The organism is Micromonospora sp. HUAS YX12 (assembly GCF_040215685.1).
Taxonomy (GTDB): domain Bacteria; phylum Actinomycetota; class Actinomycetes; order Mycobacteriales; family Micromonosporaceae; genus Micromonospora; species Micromonospora tulbaghiae.
The window spans coordinates 6,138,044-6,159,545 of the sequence record NZ_CP157974.1; the positions used below are offsets into that span (position 1 = coordinate 6,138,044).

Consider the following 21,502-nt stretch of genomic DNA (forward strand, 5'->3'; position numbering starts at 1 on the left):
ACCGTACGCCCACCCACCGACAAGCTGTCAGCGGCCGTGTCAGCGCCGTGTCAGGGCGGTGGCGGTGCGGCCGCCCATGGTGGTCGCATGACGAGCTCAGCGATCGCGGTCTCCGGACTGCGCAAGGCGTACAAGGACCGGGTGGTGCTCGACGGCATCGACCTGGACGTCCCCGCCGGGACGATCTTCTCCCTGCTCGGCCCGAACGGCGCCGGCAAGACGACAACCGTCAACATCCTGACCACCCTGATCCGCGCCGACGCCGGGTCGGTGCGGGTGGCCGGGCACGACGTGGCCACCGAGGCCAAGGCGGTCCGCGCGGCGATCGGCGTGACCGGGCAGTTCGCGGCGGTGGACGAACTGCTGACCGGGCGGGAGAACCTGCAACTGATGGTCGACCTCGGCCCGCGCGACCGCGTGCCCGGCAAGCGGGTCGTCGCCGAGCTGCTGGAACGGTTCGACCTGGTCGAGGCCGCCGACAAGCTGGCGTCGACGTACTCCGGTGGCATGCGCCGCAAGCTCGACCTGGCGATGACGCTCGTCGGCGAGCCGCGGATCATCTTCCTGGACGAGCCGACGACCGGGCTGGACCCGCGCAGCCGGCGCACCATGTGGTCGATCATCAGAGAGCTGGTCGCCGGCGGCGTGACTGTCTTCCTCACCACCCAGTACCTCGACGAGGCCGACCGCCTCGCCGACCGGATCGCGGTGCTCGACCAGGGCCGGCTGGTCGCCCAGGGCACGCCGGAGGAGCTGAAGCGCCGGATCCCCGGCACGCACGTGCGGTTGCGGTTCGGCACCGTCGCCGAACTCGACGCGGCGGCGCTGGTGCTGCCCGACGCGGTACGCGACGAGGAGGCGCTGGCGCTGCGGGTGCCGGCCGACGGCGGGACCGCCTCGCTGCGCGCCCTGCTCGACCGTCTCGACGCGCACGCGATCAGCGCCGACGACCTGTCCGTACAGACCCCCGACCTCGATGACGTCTTTTTGGCCCTGACGGGCCGTGCCCCGGAGGTGGCCGCGAAATGAGCAGGAACCACTCGGTCGTCATGCTGCGCCGCAACCTGACGCACCTGCGCCGTAACCCGACCTCGGTGTTCAACGCGGTGCTGATGCCGATCATCGTCATGCTGATGTTCGTGTACATGCTCGGCGACGCGTTCTCCGTCGGCGTCGACTACGTCGACTACGCGACGCCGGGCCTGATGCTGCTGGCGGTCTGCTACGGCCTCGGCGGCACCGCGACGTCGGTCAGTTCCGACATGACCAAGGGCATCATCAACCGGTTCAAGGTCATGCACGTCTCCCGGGGCGCGGTGCTGACCGGCCACGTCGTCGCCACCGTGCTGACGAACGTCCTCGCGGTCGCGGCCCTGGTCGGGGTGGCGTTCCTGCTCGGCTTCCGCCCGGCCGCCGAGCCTCTGCACTGGCTCGGTGCGGCCGGCATGGTGGTGCTGCTCAGCGTCGCCGTCAGCTGGTTCACCGTCGCGCTGGGCCTGTTCGCGAAGTCGCCGGAGTCGGCCGGCATGGCCGCCGTGCCGCTGGTCCTGCTGCCGTTCTTCAGCAGCGCGATCGTGCCGGCGGACAAGATGGGGCCGGGACTGCGGCAGTTCGCCGAGTACCAGCCGTTCACGCCGATCATCGAGACGCTGCGCGGCCTGCTGGGCGGCGCGCCGTCGGGCGGCGACGTGATCCCCGCGATCGCCTGGTGCGCGGGCATCGCGCTGGTCGGCTACCTGTGGGCGCGGTCCACGTTCACGAAGCGAGCGTGATCTCGACCAGCCGCTCCCAGCCGGTCTCCCGGCCCTGTGCGACCGCCTCGGCGAACCCCGCGTCGCCGAGGCGGTCGCGCGCCGCCGCCTCGATCCGGGGCACGTCGGGGTGGGCGCGGTCGGGCAGCCCGCGTACCGTGTCGCCGGCCGCGAGCAGCCGCGCCGCCTGGTCGGGCCGGTCCAGGCGCAACGCCAGGTCCGCGACGCCGACGAGCACCTGCGCGGTCAGCGGCGCGTAGCCGCCCTCGCGCGCCGCCAGGCACGCCGCCGCCCGGTGGGTACGGGACTGCTCGACGTCCTCGGCCAGGTAGCCCAGCAGATCCTGGGTGCCCGCCCGGATGCCGGCCAGGTCCGCCTGGTCGCCGAGCAGCGCCGACAAGGCCCGCAGTTGCGCGTACGCCTCGTCCGCGTCGCCGTCGCAGCGGGCCAGGTACGCCTTCGACAGCGCCAGCTCGGCCAGGGCGCCCGGCCACGCGACCCGGGCGGCGAGCCGTTGCGCCTCAGCCACGGCTGCTGCGCTCGCCTCGTGGTCGCCGCGCAGCCGGTGCAGCCACGCCAGCCGCGCCCGGATCCGGATCACGTCCTCGACGGCGCCGACCTCGGTGACGGCGGTGATCGCCTCCTCGTAGTACGCGCAGGCGGCGGCGACGTCACCGCGTACGGCGATCAGCTCGGCCAGCTCGCTGAGCGCGAACGAGATCCCGAACCGTTCGCCCACCTCCCGGAACTCGGCGAGCGCCTGCCGCAGGCACGCCTCCGCCTCCGCCGCCTCGATGCCGAGGATGACCCGCAGCTTGCCCAGGTGCAGCCGGGCCAGCGCGCGTACCCACGGGTCCTCGTGGTCGAGCAGCGACTCCCAGGCGGGCAGCAGCCCGTCCGGTTCCCGCAGCATGCGCTCCAACGGGACGACGAGCGCCATCTCCGGGTGCGTGTCCCGGTGGTCCCGGCCCAGGCGGTACGCCTTGTGGATCCACTGGGCCGCGTGCTGCGCGTCGCCCGGTCCGGAGGTGAGGAACAGCACCACCAGCCCGTACACCACGGCGCGGACGTCGTCGGACACGTCGCCGGGTGTGCCGGTGGCCGCGGTGAGCAGTTCCATGCCCTCGGTCCGGTGACCGCCGAGCCACCAGTACCAGCCGGCTGCGGCCACCAGCCGCATCGCCTCGGGGGCCTCGCCTGCCGCGAGCGCCCCGCGCATCGCGGCGGTGATGTTGTCGTGCTCGGCTTCCAGCCGCGCAAGCCAGGTGAGCTGGTCGGCGCGGCGCAGCCGCGGCTCGGCGGTCTCGGCCAGCTCGGTGAAGTACGCCAGGTGCGCGTGGCGCGCGACGTCCGCCTCCCCCGCCTCGGCGAGCCGCTGCGCGGCGTACTCCTTGATCGTGCCGAGCATGCGGTAGCGCGGCGCGACGTCGCCGGCGGCGACCAGCAGCGACTTCTCGGTCAGCGCGGTGAGCAGGTCGAGCACGTCGCCCGGCTCGACGGCGCCGCCGGCGCAGACCCGCTCGGCCGCGTCCAGGCTCGCCCCGCCGGAGAACACCGACAGCCGGCGCAGCACCGCGCGTTCGGCGTCGGTGAGCAGTTCCCAGCTCCAGCCGACCATCGCGCGCAGCGTCCGGTGCCGGGGCAGGGCGGTCCGGCTGCCGCCGGTGAGCAGGCGGAACCGGTCGTCGAGCCGGGTGGCGAGCTGGTCGACGGACATGGTGCGCAGCCGCGCCGCGGCCAGTTCGATCGCCAGCGGCATGCCGTCGAGCGCGCGGCAGATCCGCGCCATCGTCATCGCCGTGCGGGCGTCGGACGCGAGGTCCCGGCGGACCGCCGCGGCCCGGTCCCGCAGCAGGCGGACGGCGGGCGACGACTCCACCTCGGCGACCGCGGCGTCGCCGTCCGGCAGGTCCAGCGGCGCGACCGGCCACAGCACCTCCCCGGTGATGCCGAGCGGTTCCCGGCTGGTGGCCAGGATCCGCAGCCGCCGGCACTCGCCGAGCAGCCGGTGGGCCAGCGCCGCCGCCTGCTCCACGACGTGTTCGCAGTTGTCCAGGATCAGCAGCATCTCCCGGTCCCGGATCGCCGCGACGAGCCGGTCGGCCGGCTCCGCGCTGCCCGCGTCGGCGAGCAGCGCGTCGCGCAGGCCGAGCCCGGAGATCGTCGCCTGTGCCACGTCCCCGTCGGCGCTGACGGCGGCGAACTCCACCAGCCACACACCGTCGGGCAGGTCGCCCGTCAGACGGCGCCCGGTCTCGGTGGCCAGCCTGGTCTTCCCGGAGCCACCCGGACCGGTGAGCGTGGTGAGCCGGTGCTCGGCCACCAGCGCGCCGACCGCGGCGAGGTCGGCGTCCCGGCCGACGAAGCTGGTCAGCTCGGCGCGCAGGTTGGTCCGGCGGGTGTCCTCCCGGCGTACCGTCTCGCCCCGCAGCAGGGCGACGTGCAGCGCCGACAGCTCGGGCGACGGGTCGGCGCCCAGCGCGTCGGCGAGCGCGTCGGCGGTGCGCTGGTAGACGAGCAGCGCCTCGGTGTCCCGGCCGGCCGAGACGAGCGCGCGCATCAGTGCCGCGGCGAGCCGCTCGCGCACCGGATGGGCGGCCACCAGGTCGGTCAGCTCCGGGATCAGGTCCGCTTCCCGGCCGAGCCCGGTCTCGGCGTCGTACCGGTCCTCCGTCGCGGTCAGGCGCAGCCGTTCCAGCCGGGTCGCCGCCGCGTCGAGCGCCGGGCTGTCGGGCAGGCCGACGTCGCGCAGCGCGTCGCCGCGCCACAGGCCCAGCGCCTCGCGCAGCAGCCGTACCCGCTGCGGCCCGTCGCCGTCGCGGGCCCGGCGGACGAGACGTTCGAACCGTACGGCGTCGACGGCGTCGGGCTCGACGGCGAGGCGGTAGCCGTCCGGCACCCCGTCGACGGCGCCTGCCGGCAGCGCCTTGCGCAGCCGCGACACCAGCCGTTGCAGCGCGTTCGCCGCGTCGGCGGGGGGCTGCTCGCCCCAGATCCAGTCGACGAGCGTCGCCTTCGGGACCACACGGCCGGGCTGGAGCGCGAGGGCGGCCAGCAGCCCGCGCAGCCGCGCGCCCGGCATGTCGGCCGGTACGCCGCCGTCCGTGGTGACCTGGAACGGCCCGAGCAACCCGATCTGCACGCGCCGATCCTGCCACGCCCGGCGCCCCGGTCCGGTCCGCCGCCCCCGCCGGTCAGGTGGCCAGGCGCAGGTGCCGGCGCTGTCGCAGCCGCACCGCGGCGGCCACCACGACCAGCACCGTGAGCACCACCGCGAAGACCAGCCCGTGGGTCAGGCCCCGAATGAAATAGCCGCCGTCGGTGTGGTCCACGGCGTACGTGGCGAGCTCGCGGCTGAACCAGAACGGCAGCGCCCGGGTGGCGTTGCCCGCCGGGTTCATCACCATCTGGAGACCGGCCACTGTCAGCAGCACCAGCGTGCCCTCCAGCTCGCGCGGCAGCACGGCGCTCAGCAACAGGCCGAACGGCACCGATACGAACACGGTCAACGCCATGATCAGCGCGATCGCGCCGTACCGCACGTCGCGCTGGTCGGCCAAGACGAGCAGGAAGTACGGAGTGGAGAGCAGCACGCCGACCGTCCAGAGCGCGAGCAGCCGGCCGAGCACCAGGTGCCGGCTCCCGTAGCCGGAGAGTCGCAGGCGGGGTTCCATGCCCCGCGCCGCGCTGCCCGCGAACAGCGCGGCGGTGCTGAGCGCCCAGGCCAGGCCGAGACAGACGAAGCGGATCGACTGCCCGAGAAAGTCGCCGCGGCGGCTCAGGTAGAAGGCCAGCGGCATCAGCAGCAGGATGACCAGCACGGTACGGCGGCGCAGCAGCTCGCGCAGGGCGGCCTCGGCCACCACGAGGGTCCGGCTCATGCGTCGCGCTCCCCGGCCAGGTCGAGCACGACGTCGACGCGGTCGAGCTGGTTGAGCAGGTGGGTGACGACCACGACGGCCTTGCCGGCGTCGCGCCACCGCCACACCTCGTGCCAGAAGTCGAGGTAGGTGCCCCGGTCGAACCCCTGGTAGGGCTCGTCGAGGAGCAGCACGTCCGGCTCGCCGAGCCGGGCCAGCACCAGGTTGAGCTTCTGCCGCGTGCCGCCGGAGAGGTGCCGGGCCTGGGTGCGCCGCGGCGGCGTCCACTCCAGCCCGGCCGCCTCCGCGCGCCCGGCCCGGCGGGCCGCCGTCCGGCCCAGCCCTCGGCCGGCGCCGATCAGCACGAAGTGCTCGTCCGGGCTGAGGAACTCGGCGGTGCCGCCGTCCTGCGGGCAGTAGCCGAGCGTGCCGTGCACCTCGACGGTGCCCGCCTCCGGGCTCAGCAGGCCGGCGCAGATCCGCAGGAACGTGCTCTTGCCGGCGCCGTTGGCGCCGACCACCGCCGCGATCTGGCCCGCCCGGACGGTGAGGTCGACCCGGTCCAGGACGGTCCGTCCCCGGTAGCGCTTGGTGACGCCGCGGGCGGCGAGCCGCACCGGTCCGGACGGGCGGCGCGGCGGCCGCACGTCGGGGCCGCCGAGGCTGTCGACCACCGCCCGGGCGTACGTCTCCGGCGCGCCGAAGACCCGCAGCGGCGATTCCCCGCTGTCGAGCAGGTGGGTGGCCGCCTCGGCGACGACGTGACCGGTCAGATCGGGCCCCACCCCGTGCCGGCGCAGCTCGCCGGTCAGGGCGGCGAGCCAGGGTTCATGGTTCACCGCTTCGGCTCCTCGCGCAGTATCGTGCCCACGCTCGACGCGAAGGCGCTCCAGTCGATCGCGGCGGCCCGCAACGCCGCGCTGCCGGCCGGGCTGATCCGGTAGTACTTCCTCGCGGGCCCGGTCCCGCCCTCCCGCCAGTGGGCGGTGAGCAGGCCGGAGCGCTGCAACCGCAGCAGCACCGGGTAGAGGGTGCCGCCCTGCACGGCGCCCAGCCCGTGGGCCCGCAGCGCCTGGGACAGCTCGTAGCCGTAGGACTCGCCCCGGCTCAGCAGTGCGAGCACGCAGAGGTCGAGCACCCCGCGCAGCCACTGCGCCCGCCGTTCCTGGTTCATCCCGCTCCGCACTGTCCCGATCGGACGACATCCGGCGACGACGGTAGCGCCGCTACCTAGATAGCGCAACCACCTAGTACGGCTCCTCCGGCCCGCCGATCCTGATACGTTGCGCGGGCTCGCCGAGGCCGACCGCCCCCTGAGCAGGCGGCGACGCCGCTCCTGTGAGCGCTCACCCAGCGGCCCACCCGGCATTCCTGCGGACCCGGCCGGTTGAACATGCTATCGATAACCTGCTATGTTCCGGCACGGGAGCGAAGGGCACGCTCCCCGTCACCCCCGCAATCGGCAAGGCGACCGAGGCACCTCCCTCGCCGCCCCGCCGGTCGGTGACCAGTCCGGGCCGCTCCGCCGATGCACGCCGACGCAGGCGGCCAACGGACGACTTCGGCCCCGGCCGCACGCGCGGCTCCGCGCCCTCTTCGCAGGCGACGTCGGCATCGACGGACGGTCCGGCCTGCACCGCCACCCAGGGCAAGGAGTCCAGCAATGGCGAAACGAACATCCCTCCTCTCATCCATCGCCGCCGCGGCCGTGCTCCTCGCGGCGGCGGCCGGCGGCGCGATCAGCGCCGGCCTCGGCGAGACGGCACAGGCGTCGACGATCGGCACGCTCGCGGCGACGGCCGGCTGCGGCAAGGCGCCGACGCTGTCCAGCGGGACGCGCACCATCTCCAGCGGCGGCCAGAACCGCAGCTACATCCTGCGCATCCCGGACGGGTACGACCGCAACCGCCCGTACCGGCTGATCTTCGGGTTCCACTGGCTGAACGGCTCGGCGAACAACGTCGCCTCGGCCGGCTACTACGGCCTGCTGCCGCTGTCGAACAACAGCACGATCTTCGTCGCGCCGCAGGGCATCGACAACGGCTGGGCCAACACCAACGGCCGCGACCTGACGCTGTTCGACGACATCTCCCGGCAGGTCGAGAACGACCTCTGCGTCGACACCAGCCAGCGGTTCGCGCTCGGCTGGAGCTACGGCGGGGCGATGAGCTACGCGGTGGCCTGCGCCCGGCCCACGATCGTCCGCGCGGTCACCGTCATCTCCGGCGCCAACCTCAGCGGCTGCAACGGCGGCACCCAGCCGGTCGCCTACTTCGGCATCCACGGCACCTACGACAGCGTGCTGAACATCTCCATGGGCCGGTCGCTGCGCGACACGTTCGTCCGCAACAACGGCTGCGCCGCGCAGAGCCCGCGCGAGCCGAGCCGGGGCAGCCTCACCCACATCACCACCACGTACTCCGGCTGCCGCGAGGGCTACCCGGTGCAGTGGGCCGCGTTCGACGGCGACCACACCCCCAGCCCGGTCGACGGGTCGTCCAGCCCGAACGACTCCCGGACCTGGACGTCGGGGGAGATCTGGCGGTTCTTCAGCCAGTTCGCGTCCACCACGCCGCCGCCCACCACCGCGCCGCCGACCACCGCGCCGCCCACGACCCCGCCGCCGCCGACCACCCCGCCGCCCACGACCCCGCCGCCGACCGGTGAGCCGGGCGCGTGCACCGCGACCTACCGGACCGTGAACACCTGGCCCGGTGGCTTCCAGGCCGAGGTCACGGTGGCCAACAACGGCGCGACCACGCTCAACGGCTGGACCGTACGCCTGACCCTGGCCTCCGGCCAGGCGATCAGCAGCCTCTGGAACGGCGTCAACACGGGCACCACCGGCTCGGTGTCGGTCCGCAACGCCGCGTACAACGGCACGCTGGGCGCGAACGCCTCGACGACGTTCGGGTTCACCGCCACCGGAAACGGGGCCACCGCACCCAGCGGTGTCAGCTGCACCAGCCCCTGACCCCCGGCGGACCGCCGATCCGCGCACGGGGAGCCGGGCCGTGGGTGGCACGCCGCCGCCCCGGCCCGGCACCGGCCGGAACGACAGAGGTCCGGGCTGTGCCTGAGCCCGACGGCGGCGGTACCGGCAACCGCACCCCGATCGTCCTGTCCGCCTGCACCGGCGGAAGCAGCCAGAAATGGAGCCGGGCGTGACGGCCCGGCCTTCGCCGACCGTACCCATCCGCCGCGGCGCGGCCTACCGGGGAGATGACCTGTGACGTCAACGCTATGGAGAACCGACCGCCGGACCAGACGATGGCTGGCGCTGGCCGTGACCATGCTCGCCCTGCTGGGGCTGGCCCCGGTCATCGCCGGCGGGCTGACCCCGACCGTCGCCCGGGCGGACAACCCGATCGTGCAGACGATCTACACGGCCGACCCGGCCCCGCTGGTCCACAACGGCCGCGTCTACCTGTACACCGGCCACGACGAGGACAACTCGACCTGGTTCACGATGAACGACTGGCGGGTCTTCTCGTCCGACGACATGGTGAACTGGACCGACCACGGGTCGCCGCTGAGCATCGCCACCTTCAGCTGGGCCAAGTCCGACGCGTGGGCAGGCCAGGCGGTCCACCGCAACGGCAAGTTCTACTGGTACGTGCCGATGACGGTCCGGGCGACCGGCCAGATGGGCATCGGCGTGGCGGTGTCGGACAGCCCGACCGGTCCGTTCCGGGACGCCATCGGGCGTCCCCTGGTGAGCAACGGCGAGATCGACCCGACCGTGTTCATCGACGACGACGGCCAGGCGTACCTGTACTGGGGCAACCCGCGCCTGTGGTACGTGAAGCTGAACGCGGACATGATCTCGTACTCGGGCAGCCCCACCCAGATCCCGCTGACCACGGCGGGCTTCGGGGCGCGGACCGGGGACGCGAACCGGCCGACCCTCTACGAGGAGGGGCCGTGGGTGTACAAGCGCAACGGCCTCTACTACATGGCGTTCGCGGCCAGGTGCTGCTCGGAGTTCGTCGCGTACTCGACCGCACCCGGGCCGCTGGGCCCGTGGACGTACCGCGGGACGATCATGCCGACCCAGGGCAGCAGCTTCACCAACCACCCCGGGATCATCGACTTCAAGGGCAACTCGTACTTCTTCTACCACAACGGGGCGTTGCCCGGCGGCGGCGGTTTCACCAGGTCGGTGGCGGTGGAGAAGTTCTCCTACGGCGCGGACGGGTCGATCCCCACGATCAACATGACGACCACCGGCGCCCCGCAGGTCGGTACCGTCGACCCGTACTCCCGGCAGGAGGCCGAGACGATGGCCTGGGGGCAGGGGGTCGAGACCGAGGCGTCCTCCCTCGGCGGGAGAAACGTCGGTTACATCGACAACGGGGACTACATCAAGGTCAAGGGTGTGGCCTTCGGTGCAGGCGCGACCAAGTTCACCGCCATGGTGGCCTCGGCCGGTAGCGGGGGGTCCATCGAGCTGCGCCTGGACAGCGTGACCGGCCCGCTGGTGGGCACCTGCCAGGTGACCCCCACCGGCGGCTGGCAGACATGGACCAACCCGAGCTGCCCGGTCAGCGGCGCCACCGGCACGCACGACCTCTACCTGCGGTTCACCGGCGGCAGCGGCTCACTGTTCAACATCGACCACTGGTGGTTCACCTCCAGCCTCAGCGGCACCCCGTCGCCGGTCCCCCCGACGACCCCGCCACCCTCCTCTCCCCCGCCGCCCACCACGCCGCCGCCGGCCGGTGACGCCTGCACCGCGACCTACCGCACCACCAACTCCTGGTCCGGCGGCTTCCAGGCCGAGGTCACAGTCACCGCGGGAGCCGCGGCGCTCAACGGCTGGTCGGTGCGGTGGAACCTCGCCGGTGGTCAGAGCATCAGCCAGGTCTGGAGCGGCACGCTGAGCACCAGCGGCTCCACGGCGACCGTCCGGAACGCGGCGTACAACGGCTCCGTCCCCGCGTCCGGCTCGACCACGTTCGGCTTCGTCGCGAACGGCTCGCCGTCCACCCCGTCCCTGACCTGCACCAGCCCGTGAGAGGAGCAGTCATGCGTACCAGAGTGAGGAGATGGCTCACGGCGGGCGCCGCGCTGGCGCTGCTGGCCGCCGGTGTGCTCACGCCCGCCGGCCCGGCGGGCGCCGAGTCCAACGGCGGCACCCGGGTGATGCCGCTCGGTGACTCCATCACCGAGGGCACCCAGGTGCCGGGCGGCTACCGGGTCGGCCTGTGGCAGCGGCTGGCCGGCGGCGGCTACCGGGTCGACCTGGTCGGCTCCCAGTTCAACGGGCCGGGCAGCCTCGGCGACCACGACCACGAGGGCCACCCCGGCTGGCGCATCGACCAGATCGACGCCAACATCACCGGCTGGCTGAACGCCTACCAGCCGCGCACCGTGCTGCTGCACATCGGCACCAACGACATCCTGCAGAACTACAACGTCTCTACCGCGCCGAACCGGCTCTCCGCACTCATCGACCGCATCACCACGACGGCGCCGAACGCGGACGTGTTCGTCGCGCAGATCATCCCGCTCGCCAACTCCGGCCAGGCGGCTGCGGTGCGCACGTTCAACGCCGCCATCCCCGGCATCGTGCAGTCGAAGGTCAACGCCGGCAGGCGGGTCCACCTGGTCGACCAGTACTCGGCGCTGACCACCGCCGACCTGATCGACGGCATCCACCCGACCGCCACCGGCTACGACAAGATGGCCGCGGTCTGGTACCGCGCGTTGCAGTCGGTGTCCGGCAGCATCGGCACCCCTGGTAGCGGCGGGGGCACGTACCAGAACGTGCAGCTCGTCGGCGCCGGCTCGGGCCGGTGCCTGGACGTGCCGAACGGCAGCACCACGAACGGCACCGCGGTGCAGCTGTACGACTGCTGGGGCGGCACCATGCAGCGCTGGACCTACACCTCGGCCAAGCAGTTGCAGGTGCTGGGCAGCAAGTGCCTGGACGCCAGCGGGCGGGGCACCGCCAACGGCACCAGCGTGATCGTCTGGGACTGCAACGGCCAGCCCAACCAGCAGTGGAACCTCAACGCCGACGGCACGATAAGCGGGGTCCAGTCCGGGCGCTGCCTGGACGCGGCCGGCTACGGCACCGCCAACGGGACCAGGATCAACCTCTGGGACTGCCACGGCGGCTCCAACCAGCAGTGGAGCGTGCGCGCCTGACCGGCACGCGACGGGCTCCCCGGCGGACGCCGCCCGGGGAGCCCGTCCGGGCGGCGCCCGCCGCATGACCAGCGGCGGGTCCGGCGGGTACGTACAGTGAGAGCCATGTCGAAGCCGCCGCTGCCCGAGCCCGCCGTCGCCATGCTGCGCAAGCCGAACCCGGCCGTCATCGCCACGCTGCGCGACGACGGCCAGCCGGTGTCCGCGGCCACCTGGTACCTCTGGGAGGACGGCCGCGTCCTGGTGAACATGGACGAGGGCCGCCGCCGGCTGGCGCACCTGCGCAAGGATCCCCGGGTCTCCCTGACCGTGCTGGACGAGCAGGGCTGGTACACCCACATCAGCCTCATCGGGCGGGTCGCCGAGCTGCGCGACGACGAGGGCCTGGCGGACATCGACCGGATCTCGCAGCACTACACCGGGCGGCCGTACCCCCGTCGGGACCGCCCCCGGGTCAGCGCGTGGATCGAGATCGAGCGCTGGCACGGGTGGGGCGCGCACAAGGACAGCAACCAGATCGGCTGACCGCCGCCCCCCACGATGTCCGACCCGTAGGGGAGAGTGTCGGGCATGAGCGAACCGAAGGATCCGAAGACCGCGTTGCACGCATACCTGCGCGGGATCCGGGAGGACCTGATCTGGAAGCTCGACGGGCTGAGCGAACGCGAGGCCCGGCTTCCCCGCACCGCGACCGGCAACAACTTCCTGGGCCTGCTCAAGCACTGCCTGAACGTCGAGGCCGGCTACTTCGGGACCACGTTCGGCCGCGAGTTCCCCACACCCGGGGAGCTGGTTCCGGACGACGCGGTCGACGCGGACCCGCAGGCGGACTGGTACGCCCGGGAAGACGAGACCAAGGACGGGCTGATCGACCTGTACCGCCGCGTGGGGGCGTTCGCGGACCAGACGATCGAGGCGCTGCCGCTCGACGCGCCGGGGCGGGTGCCGTGGTGGCAGCCCGGCCGGCAGGACGTGACGCTGCACCAGATCATCGTGCACGTCTGTGTCGACCTGGCCCGGCACGCCGGTCACGCCGACATCATGCGCGAGCAGCACGACGCGGCGATCGGGCTGGGGCGGGACAACAGGAACATCCCCGGCGACTACGACTGGCCGGCGTACGTCAGTAAGCTGTCGGCGCTCGCGGACCGGTTCGCGTAGCCGGCCCTTCCGGTACTCCGGCCGGAAGTTCCAACCATATTTCGGACAGCGGATCGACAGGATCAGCAGCATCGTGAAGCATCTATCCCATGAAGATCCGGCCCGCCGTCGCCCCGTCGACCGCTGAGGACACCGGTCCCGAGCAGCCTCCCGCCGATCGGCCCTCGGACGACCGCCCCTCCGGCGAGCGGCCTGCGGACGCCAGACGCCGGTGGCGGCCGAACCCGGAGTGGACGCTGGCGATCCTGGGCAGCCTGCTGCTGGCGGTGGTGCTGACCTGGCCGACGATGCGGCACCCGGCGACCACGATCCCCGGCGATCTCGGCGACCCGACGTTGCAGGCGTGGCAGGTCGCCTGGTCCGGCCACGCCCTGCTCAGCGACCCGGCCAACCTCTGGAACTCGAACACGTTCTATCCGGAGCGCTACACGTACGCCTACAGCGACACGCTGCTCGGGTACGCCCCGTTCGGGATGCTCGGCTCCGGCTTCGAGGCCGCGGTGATCCGCTACAACGTGCTCTACGTGCTGCTGCACGCGCTGGCGTTCCTCGGGGCGTACGCGCTGGCCCGGCAGCTCGGCGCGAACCGCTGGGGCGGGGCGGTCGCCGGTGTGGCGTGGGCGTACGCGCCCTGGCGGCTGGCGCACTCCGGCCACCTGAACATCCTGTCCAGCGGCGGGATCGCGCTGGCGCTGGCGATGCTGGCGCGCGGTCACGGCTGGTCGCTGCGCCACGGCTACCGGCCGGAACGCCGCAAGCCCGGCTGGGCGGTGGCCGGGTGGCTGGTCGCGGCCTGGCAGGTCACGCTCGGCTTCGGCATCGGGCTGCCGCTCGTCTACTTCCTGTTGGCCGCCGTGCTGGTGGCGGCCGGCTGCTACGGCTGGTCCTGGTGGCGCAAGCGGGAGCGGCCCCCGTTCGGCCGGCGGCTGCTCGTCGCGGACCTGGCCGGCGGCGCCGTGTTCGGCACCGTGACGCTGCTGCTCGGGCTGGTCTACCTGCGCGTGGTCGATCTCAACCCGCAGGCCGTCCGGTCGCTGGACTGGACCAAGATGTTCTCCCCGCCGCTGATCGGATTCGTCACCGCGCCCGGCGACTCGTGGCTGTGGGGGGAACGGCACGCCGCCGCCCGCGAGCAGTTGACCTGGCCGCCGGAGATGGCGCTGCTGCCGGGAATGACGCTGATCGGGCTGGCCGCGGCGGGGCTGTTCGTCTCGGCGTTCCCGGTGCGGCACCGCGTCGCGCTGGGGCTCGGCGTAGGCGGCACCGTGCTGCTGGGCCTGGGCGCCACGCTCGGCGGTGACGGCGATCCCGGCTACCTGACGTTGTCCACGCTCCTGCCGGGCTGGGACGCGTTGCGCACCCCGGGCCGGATGATGCACTGGACCAGCCTGCTGCTGGCCGTGCTGGCGGCCGGGCTGGTGACCGCGCTGGCCGAGTCGTGGCGCCGGCCCGCGGCCGCGCGCGCGTCCCGGGCCGTGGCGGCGCTGGTCCTGCTGGTGCCGCTCGCCCTGGTGACGCTGGAGGGCGTCAACCGTACGCCGCACCCGGTCGTGCCGACGCCACCGGCCGCGATGCGGACCGCGCCGGAACCGATGCTGGTGCTGCCCGCCGGTGGGGTGGGCGACCTGAACTACATGCTGTGGTCGACCGACGGGTTCCCCCGGATCACCAACGGGCTCGGCGGTTTCGAGCCGGTCACCCAGGCCCAGACGCGGGTCGCCGTGGCGACGTTCCCCGACGCGGGCAGCGTGGCCTACCTGCGCGGGATCGGCGTGCGGTCGGTCGTCGCGGTGCCGAGCCGCGCGGCGGGGACGCCGTGGGAGGGCATCGAGACCCGGCCGGTCGACGGGCTGGGCATCACCCGGGAGGATGTCGATGGCACGCTCGTCTACCGCCTCTGACAGCGCGGGCGCCGGGTGCGAGTGGCCGGGCCGGGCGGGGTGAGCACCGTGCGGTTGTCGGTGGTGGTGCCCTGCTTCAACGAGGAAGCGTCGGTGGAGCGGCTGCACGAGATGCTCAGCGCCGCGCTCGCCGAGCTGTCCGACGTGGACGTCGAGGTGGTGTACGTCGACGACGGCAGCGAGGACGGGACGCTGGCGGCGCTGCGCCGGCTCGCCGCGTCCGATCCGGCCGTCTGCTACACGTCGCTGAGCCGTAACTTCGGCAAGGAGGCGGCCATGCTCGCCGGCCTGCGTAGGGCCACCGGCGACGCGGTGGTCATCATGGACGCCGACCTGCAACACCCGCCGCGGCTGCTGCCCGAGATGGTGATGCTCTACCGCCAGGGCTTCGACCAGGTGATCGCCCGCCGGGACCGGCGTGGTGACCGGTTCGTCCGGATGGTCGCCTCGCGCTCCTTCTACCGGCTGGTCAACTGGTGGATAGACGTCCGCCTGCTCGACGGCGCCGGTGACTTCCGGCTGCTGTCCCGGCTCGCGGTGAACGCGATCCTGGCGATGCCGGAGTACAACCGCTTCTCCAAGGGCCTGTTCTCGTGGATCGGTTTCCGCACCGCCGTGGTGGCACACCGCAACGAGACCCGGCAGGCCGGGCGCAGCCGCTGGACGTTCGGGAAACTGTTCAACTACGCGTTCGACGGCCTGCTGTCGTTCAACAACCGGCCGTTGCGCCTGGCCATCTACGGTGGCCTGTTCCTCACGCTCATCGCGGTGGGTTACATGGCCTGGGTGGTCGCGGACGCCGTGGAGAAGGGCATCGACGTGCCCGGCTACACCACGATCATCGTCAGCGTGATCGGGCTCGGCGGCATCCAGATGATGATCCTCGGGGTGATCGGCGAGTACATCGGCCGGATCTACTACGAGACCAAGCGCCGTCCGCACTATCTGGTGCAGGAGACCGAGCGCGCCGTCGACACCCCCGGCCGGGCGTCCCCGATTCCGGAGCAGCGTACGGCCACAGGCGAGTCGATGTCCGGCGAAACCGGCTGAGCGGCCCTGACCGATGGCCCGTGTGCATCGCGCGGGGTGACTGTCCGAGCGGCCGATGCGCCGCCGCGCCGGTCCACAGGAGAGTGAGGGCACGACCACCATCGGCCGGGCGGCGACGGAGGAGGCCCCGATGGACCCACTGCGGAAGATCTCGCTGGTCGCGGGCGGCGCCTATCTGCTCACCTTCGTCTCGATCCCCACCCTCTCCCTGTACGCCCCGATCCGCGAGTCGGACTACATCCTCGGCACCACGTCGCAGGCCCCGGTCGTCCTCGGCGGCGTCCTGGAGGTGATCGTCGCCCTCGCCTGCATCGGCACCGCCGTCGCGCTGTACCCGGCGCTCAAGCACCAGGGCCCGGCCCGGGCGCTGGGTCTCGTCGGCGCCCGGGTGCTCGAGGCCGCCGGCATCCTCGTCGGCGTCGCGAGCATCCTGACGCTCGTCGCGCTGCGGGAGTCCGACGCCGGGCCGGACGCGCTCGTCACCGGCCGGATGCTCGTCGCGTTCTACGACTCGGTCTTCCTGCTCAGCCAGGGCTTCCTGCCGGCCGTGAACGCGCTGCTGCTGGGCACCCTGCTGTACCAGTCGCGCCTCGTGCCGCGTGTTTTGCCGGTGCTCGGGCTCGTCGGCGCGCCGCTGCTCGTCGCCTCCGACCTCGGCACGCTGTTCGGCGCCTGGGACCGGCTGTCCCCGGTGGCGGCGGTCGCCGCGCTCCCCATCGCGGTGTGGGAGTTCTCGCTCGGCGTCTACCTGGTCGTCAAGGGCTTCAAGTCCTCCCCCGTCACGGCCGGCACGGCCGAGCCCCGGCCGGTCCAGGACGCCACCGTCTGAGGGTGCAGGCGCTGCACGGCGGCGGCGCGCCGCCGGGTCAGGCCCGCCCGGCCGAAGGCGGGAAGATCTTGGTACGAAAGCGCCCTCACCGGGGCGGTTTCGTACCAAGATCGGCAGCGGAGCTGTGCCGAGCCGCTGCGCCCGTCCGTCAGCCCGGATCGGCGCCCGCGCCGCCCAGCAGTGGCTGCCAGCCGTCGCGATAGCGCACACCGCCGGGTCGCAGCCGGATCCGGTCGTGTGGGGTGCCCGGGACCGGCTCGGTCCGGATCACCTGCGGCCGGTCCACGACGACGCAGACCTCCTCCCCGGGCCACCACCAGCCGCAGGAGCGGGCCAGGTCGGCCCAGGTGTCGAGGTGTCGGGCCTCGTCCGGCCCGTACCGGGCGAGGCCGAGCCGGCGCAGCACGTCGTAGTAGGCGATCCACGACGCGTCCTGCTGCCCGTACCAGCACACGGGCACCGGGCCGTCGCTCGCGAGCGCCGCACGCACCGGCAGGTGGAACCCGTGCGCGAGGCTGCGGTGCAGCGCCGCGCGTACCCCCTGGTGCAGCACGACGGCGAGCGGTACGCCGCTGTCCAGCGCCCGCAGCGGCGCCAGCTCGGGCCACGGCTCCTTGGCCTTGCCCGTGCGCGCGGGTGACAGCTCGGGATCGGTGTGCACGACACCCGCGCTCAGCGCGCCACGAAGCTGGGAGACGACCATGGCGATGTCGCTCGCCAGCAATGGTGTCCGGGGCGGCCGTGCCGATCGGATGCGCTCGTAAAGGTGGTCGAGTGTGGGCCAGCCGCTGACCAGAGGCATCGCCTCGTCCGGCGAGTCGACCCAGACGAAGCGGGGCCGCGGCCGTGACGCCCTCGCGTAGACGGCGGTCAGGCACCGCTCGGCGGCCGGCCTGTCGGCCGGTTGCGTGGACAGGGCGTGGTCGAGCCATTCCTGACGGACCCGGACGGCCTGCTGCCACAGGTCGCGCTGGTCACCGCTGCGAACGGTCTGCGGGGTCTTCGCGGCGCCGTCGCGCCGCGTGGGGGCGCTCATCGCGCCGGGGCGTCGCCGCCCTTCCGGTTGGAGATCATGGAACGACTCTGACTCACGTCGCGGCATCGCTCAAGCGAATTCCGGTCCTCCTCGATGATCCGCCCGGCCCGGCCTGGTCCTTCCGGGCCATATAGTGACCCTCGTGGACAGTGACCGTCTGACCCGGCCCCCTGTCATCACCGCGCAGATGCTCATCCGCCGGCCCGCCGCCGAGGTCTTCCAGGCGTTCGCCGACCCGGCGGTGACCACGAGGTTCTGGTTCACCAGGAGCAGCGGCCGGCTGGAACGCGGCGCCACTGTGACCTGGGACTGGGAGATGTACGGCGTCTCCACCGTGGTGACCGTCAAGGACGTGGAGGAGAACCGCCGCATCCTGGCCGAGTGGGATCCGGAGTCCCCCACCCAGGTCGAGTGGCGGTTCCTGCCCGGCGAGGGCGACACCACGCTGGTCCGGATCACCGAGACCGGCTTCGCCGGCACCGCCGACCAGGCCGTGAGCAGGGCGATCGACTCGATGGGCGGGTTCACCATGGTCCTCTGCGCCTGCAAGGCGCTGCTGGAGCAGGGTGTGCTGCTGAACGCGGTCGGAGACGCCCATCCGGCCGGCTTCGAGGACTGACCGCGGCTGCGGCGGGCGGGCCGAGGCCCACCCGCCGCAGACGGCTCATCCGGCGAGCGTTGCCTTCGCCGCGTCGATGGCATCGAGCAGCCGTTCCTGGTGCTCGAAACCCTCGTCGTCGAGCACAGGGCTCGCCCCGCACTCCCGCTGCCGTGCGTGCAGCAGCGTCTCGTCCACCGGAGTCACCGGGAAGGCCAGCGGGTCGAGACCGGGAACCCGTTCCACCTCGTCGACCACGAGCCACTTGTCCGCCTCGTCGTAGCGGACCACACCGGCGGCGATTCCCCTGGTCCACTGGTCGAAGAGCACGGCCAGGCTGGGGGCGGCACGAACCGACTCCCAGGCGTCCTCCCCGACCGGGTAGCGCCAGATCTCCCCCTCGTGCTCGCCCGCGAGGACGAACGTGTAGAGCAGGAAGTCGAAGTGGAACAGGGGTAGCTGCTGCCGCCAGGGGAACGGCGTCCCGATCGACAGCCCCAGGTAGTCGAGCGCGTCCCCGCCGTCCGGCCACGGCATCCGCCATCCGCCGTTCGGGAGCAACCGCGCGTCGGGCCAGCGCTGCGACTGCAACCAGGCCAGCTGATCGGCGACGTGGTCCACGTCGAAGATCCGGCGCACCCGCTCCGGCGGCGGCCCGGCCGGTGACTCGCCCGCGTCGGGCCAGTCGAGGCCGGCAGCAGTCGCCGCGACGCGGTACTCCCGCACCGCTTCGCGCAGTACGCGCATGTCGTCGAGCATCAGGAGGCTCCTCGGCTCACGGTGCCACGGGCGTCATGCACAGGCTAGCCCCGCCGCCGCTGAGCTTGAAGGCGAAGCTCGGGCCGCCTGCGTCGACCCACGGCTTCACCGGCAGCACGACGAACTTGGTCTTGTCGCTCACCTTGCACTTGCCGTAGAACGCGTTGATGTCGTTGGCCTGCGGAAGCGACTCGGCTGTCGACACCAGCTTCAGGCTGGCGACCTGTCCGGTCAGGTCGACCGCCTGGTCGGTCGACCAGAACGGGAACTCGTCGCAGGTCTGCCCGGGAACCCGTACGTCGCACGCGTTCGGCTTGAACGCCGCGGTGCCGAACCAGCCGCGGCTGTGGCCCTTGGCGCGCGCCGCCTGCCCGCCGACGCTTCGCGCCGGGTAGAACCACACCGCCCGGGTCGGCGGCTGCGGGAATCCGCCGTCACCCATGGCGGCCACGATGTGCTTGCCGGTCTCGGTCATGTCGGCGCCCTTGTAGTTCTTGGCCCCGGGTACGTAGACGATGATGTCGTCGTCGCATCCCGCCTTGCCCTGGGTGCCGCGCTGCGCCGTACATGCCTGGTCGATGATCCGCTTGAGGCGCGCGTCCTCCGTGGAGTCCCACGCGAACGGCAGGTTGCGCTGGTTCGCCACGAGCTTCGTCGTCTTGATGACCTCGGCGTAGACCTTCAGGCTGTTGTACCACTCGCCCTCGTCCAGGCCCCAGTTGTCGAACTGCTCGAAGTCGACGTCGTGCGAGATCGGGTACTCGATGAGCCCGTTGACGCCGATGATGCCGGGGAAGAGGATGGCGAGCAGCGTGCCCAGCGCGGCCCCGAGGCCGAGGCCGCCGAGGCCGACGACCCACCACGAGATGCTGGCGGCGGCCACCGGGGCGACCGCGGCCGCCGCGGCCGTCTCCGCGACGGGAGCGATGAGCGTCGCGCAGGCGCCGCTGCTCAGACACCAGGCGACCGGCACCACAGCCGCTTGCAGCAGCAGCGCCCTGGGCTGCGTGCCGTCGATCGACGAGATGACCGGCCCGCGGCCGGAGGGGGCGATGGCGAACAGCGTGCGGGTGAGGTCGTCCGCGCAGTCGACGAGCTTCTCGCCGGACGGTGGCAGGACGGCGTCGAGGCAGCTGGTGTCGGCCGCGCGGTAACAGCCGAGGAAGATCTGCGTGGCGCCGGAGGGCACCGGCACGCTGGCACGCGAGCTGGCCGCGAGGTAGATGTCACCACCGGCGCCCGCGCACTGCGACGCCTCACTGGCGGTGGTCTGCGTGACCGCCGGCGACAGCTCGTCCACGTGGATCATCGTGGTGAAGTCGCCGGCGAGTTCCCGTACCACCGTGCCGTCGGCGCTCAGCGCCTCCACCCGGAAGGCGTACGGCGTGTACTCCTCGAGCGGCTCGATCGGGAGCTTGATGACGCTGTCCGCCGTGCACGGGCTGGCGACGTTGCCGTTGCCGTCCTCGCAGAGCTGGTCGCGCTCGAAGTGGTCGTAGATCTCACCGTCGAGGTAGGCGCGGTAGCTCGCCTCGGTGGCCGGATTCGGGTGCCAGCTCGCCATGGCGCCGCCCTCGTCCGGGTCCAGGGTCAGGCCGGCGTCCACGTCGGGCGGCGGCGGCAGGGCATCCGTCGTGAACGACGTCGTGGCGGGCGTCTTCGACCGGTTGCCGGCCAGGTCGACGGCGACCACGGAGACCGTGTGGTTGCTCGACGGCTGGAGTCCGGTGATCGAGTACGAGCGGGTGCCGACGGTGGTCCGGTGCGGGGTGCCCCCGTCGACGGTGACCTCGTAGCCGGCGAGGCCGTAGTTGTCGGTCGCCGCTCCCCAGGTCACCTTCGCGCCGGTCGCCGTGATCGTGCCGACCGCCAGGTTCGGCACGTTGCTCGGCGGGATCAGGTCCAGGACGGTGATGTCGCGCAGGATCCGTGCATAGCGGCCGGGTTCGCGCTGGGCACGGGTGCAGACCTTCACCGGACCCAGGCGCGGCGGGCGCATGCTGGTGGTCCAGGAGGCCGACCAGTCCGTGACGCCCTCCGGCGGCGGGCCGTAGGTGAAGCTGGTCGAGGTGGTCTTCTCGACCGAGACGTCCACCATCGTGGCCTGCTTGTGCACGTAGCCGTTGACGGCGATCCTGCCGTTCGCGTCGACCGCGACCTCCGACCCGGCCGCCGGTACTTCGAGACGGATGGACGCGTGGTTGACGTCGTCCGGCACGGACGGGTCGGCGCACGCCGGAAGTTGCGCCTCGGTGACGACCTGGGCGGATGCCGGCTGGCTGATCATGCTGAGCGGGAGGAGGATCGCGACGGCGAATGCCGTCATGCGTAAGGACCGACTGAAATAGCGATGACGTCTGTAGCCTGACATGCCGCCCCGTCTCAGTGAGATTGGTCGATGACG

Annotated in this window: 18 protein-coding genes; 11 read left to right on the plus strand and 7 right to left on the minus strand. The window is 72.5% G+C overall.

Features of this window, described 5'->3' with window-relative positions:
- The first annotated feature begins 87 nt into the window (after positions 1–87).
- Together ABIH81_RS29130 and ABIH81_RS29135 are read left to right on the plus strand one after the other, a co-directional pair.
- Positions 88–1,029, plus strand: a complete 942-nt coding sequence (locus tag ABIH81_RS29130) for an ATP-binding cassette domain-containing protein (protein WP_349878069.1) — start codon at positions 88–90, stop codon at positions 1,027–1,029.
- Entirely contained in the window at positions 1,026–1,772 is a 747-nt protein-coding gene (locus ABIH81_RS29135; RefSeq protein ID WP_349878070.1) for an ABC transporter permease, read from the plus strand. Before ABIH81_RS29130 ends, ABIH81_RS29135 begins: the two co-directional genes overlap by 4 nt.
- Here the strand turns inward: ABIH81_RS29135 and ABIH81_RS29140 are convergent.
- Genes ABIH81_RS29140 through ABIH81_RS29155 form a run of 4 tightly spaced genes read right to left on the minus strand, consistent with a single transcriptional unit; the run spans position 1,756 to position 6,785 of the window.
- Positions 1,756–4,893: a BTAD domain-containing putative transcriptional regulator gene (locus ABIH81_RS29140; RefSeq protein ID WP_349878071.1), complete on the minus strand. Its 3,138-nt coding sequence runs from the start codon at positions 4,891–4,893 to the stop codon at positions 1,756–1,758. The genes ABIH81_RS29135 and ABIH81_RS29140 overlap by 17 nt on opposite strands.
- 52 nt (positions 4,894–4,945) lie before the next feature.
- Entirely contained in the window at positions 4,946–5,632 is a 687-nt protein-coding gene (locus ABIH81_RS29145) for a hypothetical protein (protein ID WP_349878072.1), read from the minus strand.
- Complete coding sequence (locus tag ABIH81_RS29150; protein ID WP_349878073.1) at positions 5,629–6,450, minus strand: ATP-binding cassette domain-containing protein; 822 nt, start codon at positions 6,448–6,450, stop codon at positions 5,629–5,631. Before ABIH81_RS29150 ends, ABIH81_RS29145 begins: the two co-directional genes overlap by 4 nt.
- Entirely contained in the window at positions 6,447–6,785 is a 339-nt protein-coding gene (locus ABIH81_RS29155) for a PadR family transcriptional regulator (protein WP_013285163.1), read from the minus strand. Before ABIH81_RS29155 ends, ABIH81_RS29150 begins: the two co-directional genes overlap by 4 nt.
- A gap of 489 nt (positions 6,786–7,274) precedes the next feature.
- Between ABIH81_RS29155 and ABIH81_RS29160 the strand changes: the two genes are divergently transcribed.
- The 8 genes from ABIH81_RS29160 to ABIH81_RS29195 all read left to right on the plus strand — a co-directional run bounded on the left by ABIH81_RS29160 (position 7,275) and on the right by ABIH81_RS29195 (position 16,705).
- The gene (locus ABIH81_RS29160; RefSeq protein WP_349878074.1) at positions 7,275–8,585 is read left to right on the plus strand and encodes a cellulose binding domain-containing protein; all 1,311 of its coding nucleotides are present in this window, start codon (positions 7,275–7,277) and stop codon (positions 8,583–8,585) included.
- 318 nt (positions 8,586–8,903) lie between these two features.
- Positions 8,904–10,628, plus strand: a complete 1,725-nt coding sequence (locus tag ABIH81_RS29165; protein WP_349881236.1) for a family 43 glycosylhydrolase — start codon at positions 8,904–8,906, stop codon at positions 10,626–10,628.
- Between the two features lie 11 nt (positions 10,629–10,639).
- The gene (locus ABIH81_RS29170; protein WP_349878075.1) at positions 10,640–11,764 is read left to right on the plus strand and encodes an RICIN domain-containing protein; all 1,125 of its coding nucleotides are present in this window, start codon (positions 10,640–10,642) and stop codon (positions 11,762–11,764) included.
- A 105-nt stretch (positions 11,765–11,869) separates the two neighbouring features.
- Complete coding sequence (locus tag ABIH81_RS29175) at positions 11,870–12,289, plus strand: PPOX class F420-dependent oxidoreductase (RefSeq protein ID WP_349878076.1); 420 nt, start codon at positions 11,870–11,872, stop codon at positions 12,287–12,289.
- Between the two features lie 45 nt (positions 12,290–12,334).
- On the plus strand, positions 12,335–12,925 hold the full coding sequence (locus tag ABIH81_RS29180) for a DinB family protein (RefSeq protein ID WP_349878077.1): 591 nt from the start codon (positions 12,335–12,337) through the stop codon (positions 12,923–12,925).
- Between the two features lie 89 nt (positions 12,926–13,014).
- Complete coding sequence (locus ABIH81_RS29185; protein WP_349878078.1) at positions 13,015–14,826, plus strand: hypothetical protein; 1,812 nt, start codon at positions 13,015–13,017, stop codon at positions 14,824–14,826.
- A 39-nt stretch (positions 14,827–14,865) separates the two neighbouring features.
- Positions 14,866–15,876, plus strand: a complete 1,011-nt coding sequence (locus ABIH81_RS29190; protein ID WP_349878079.1) for a glycosyltransferase family 2 protein — start codon at positions 14,866–14,868, stop codon at positions 15,874–15,876.
- A gap of 130 nt (positions 15,877–16,006) precedes the next feature.
- Positions 16,007–16,705 (plus strand): DUF4386 domain-containing protein, encoded by a 699-nt coding sequence (locus ABIH81_RS29195; RefSeq protein WP_349878080.1) that lies wholly within the window; start codon positions 16,007–16,009, stop codon positions 16,703–16,705.
- Positions 16,706–16,853: 148 nt separating this feature from the next.
- Here ABIH81_RS29195 and ABIH81_RS29200 read toward each other — a convergent pair whose 3' ends face one another.
- Positions 16,854–17,741: a DUF6745 domain-containing protein gene (locus ABIH81_RS29200; protein WP_349878081.1), complete on the minus strand. Its 888-nt coding sequence runs from the start codon at positions 17,739–17,741 to the stop codon at positions 16,854–16,856.
- A 187-nt stretch (positions 17,742–17,928) separates the two neighbouring features.
- Here ABIH81_RS29200 and ABIH81_RS29205 point away from each other — a divergent pair, with 187 nt between their 5' ends.
- Complete coding sequence (locus ABIH81_RS29205; RefSeq protein WP_349881237.1) at positions 17,929–18,360, plus strand: SRPBCC family protein; 432 nt, start codon at positions 17,929–17,931, stop codon at positions 18,358–18,360.
- A 45-nt stretch (positions 18,361–18,405) separates the two neighbouring features.
- On the opposite strand, the gene ABIH81_RS29210 is transcribed toward ABIH81_RS29205, so the two are convergent.
- Both ABIH81_RS29210 and ABIH81_RS29215 read right to left on the minus strand, forming a co-directional pair.
- The gene (locus ABIH81_RS29210; RefSeq protein WP_349878082.1) at positions 18,406–19,098 is read right to left on the minus strand and encodes a hypothetical protein; all 693 of its coding nucleotides are present in this window, start codon (positions 19,096–19,098) and stop codon (positions 18,406–18,408) included.
- 16 nt (positions 19,099–19,114) lie between these two features.
- A complete protein-coding gene (locus ABIH81_RS29215) occupies positions 19,115–21,424 on the minus strand; it encodes a fibronectin type III domain-containing protein (RefSeq protein WP_349878083.1) in 2,310 nt (769 codons plus the stop codon).
- Positions 21,425–21,502: the final 78 nt, after the last annotated feature.

Excerpts from the sequence above, each read along its gene's own strand:
- ABIH81_RS29165 (WP_349881236.1), top strand. The coding sequence starts at position 8,904 with ATGCTCGCCCTGCTGGGGCTGGCCCCGGTCATCGCCGGCGGGCTGACC.
- ABIH81_RS29170 (WP_349878075.1), top strand. The coding sequence starts at position 10,640 with ATGCGTACCAGAGTGAGGAGATGGCTCACGGCGGGCGCCGCGCTGGCG.
- ABIH81_RS29175 (WP_349878076.1), top strand. The coding sequence starts at position 11,870 with ATGTCGAAGCCGCCGCTGCCCGAGCCCGCCGTCGCCATGCTGCGCAAG.
- ABIH81_RS29135 (WP_349878070.1), top strand. The coding sequence starts at position 1,026 with ATGAGCAGGAACCACTCGGTCGTCATGCTGCGCCGCAACCTGACGCAC.
- ABIH81_RS29185 (WP_349878078.1), top strand. The coding sequence starts at position 13,015 with ATGAAGATCCGGCCCGCCGTCGCCCCGTCGACCGCTGAGGACACCGGT.
- ABIH81_RS29130 (WP_349878069.1), top strand. The coding sequence starts at position 88 with ATGACGAGCTCAGCGATCGCGGTCTCCGGACTGCGCAAGGCGTACAAG.
- ABIH81_RS29215 (WP_349878083.1), bottom strand. The coding sequence starts at position 21,424 with ATGACGGCATTCGCCGTCGCGATCCTCCTCCCGCTCAGCATGATCAGC.
- ABIH81_RS29205 (WP_349881237.1), top strand. The coding sequence starts at position 17,929 with ATGCTCATCCGCCGGCCCGCCGCCGAGGTCTTCCAGGCGTTCGCCGAC.
- ABIH81_RS29180 (WP_349878077.1), top strand. The coding sequence starts at position 12,335 with ATGAGCGAACCGAAGGATCCGAAGACCGCGTTGCACGCATACCTGCGC.
- ABIH81_RS29200 (WP_349878081.1), bottom strand. The coding sequence starts at position 17,741 with ATGAGCGCCCCCACGCGGCGCGACGGCGCCGCGAAGACCCCGCAGACC.
- ABIH81_RS29210 (WP_349878082.1), bottom strand. The coding sequence starts at position 19,098 with ATGCTCGACGACATGCGCGTACTGCGCGAAGCGGTGCGGGAGTACCGC.
- ABIH81_RS29155 (WP_013285163.1), bottom strand. The coding sequence starts at position 6,785 with ATGAACCAGGAACGGCGGGCGCAGTGGCTGCGCGGGGTGCTCGACCTC.
- ABIH81_RS29195 (WP_349878080.1), top strand. The coding sequence starts at position 16,007 with ATGGACCCACTGCGGAAGATCTCGCTGGTCGCGGGCGGCGCCTATCTG.
- ABIH81_RS29160 (WP_349878074.1), top strand. The coding sequence starts at position 7,275 with ATGGCGAAACGAACATCCCTCCTCTCATCCATCGCCGCCGCGGCCGTG.
- ABIH81_RS29145 (WP_349878072.1), bottom strand. The coding sequence starts at position 5,632 with ATGAGCCGGACCCTCGTGGTGGCCGAGGCCGCCCTGCGCGAGCTGCTG.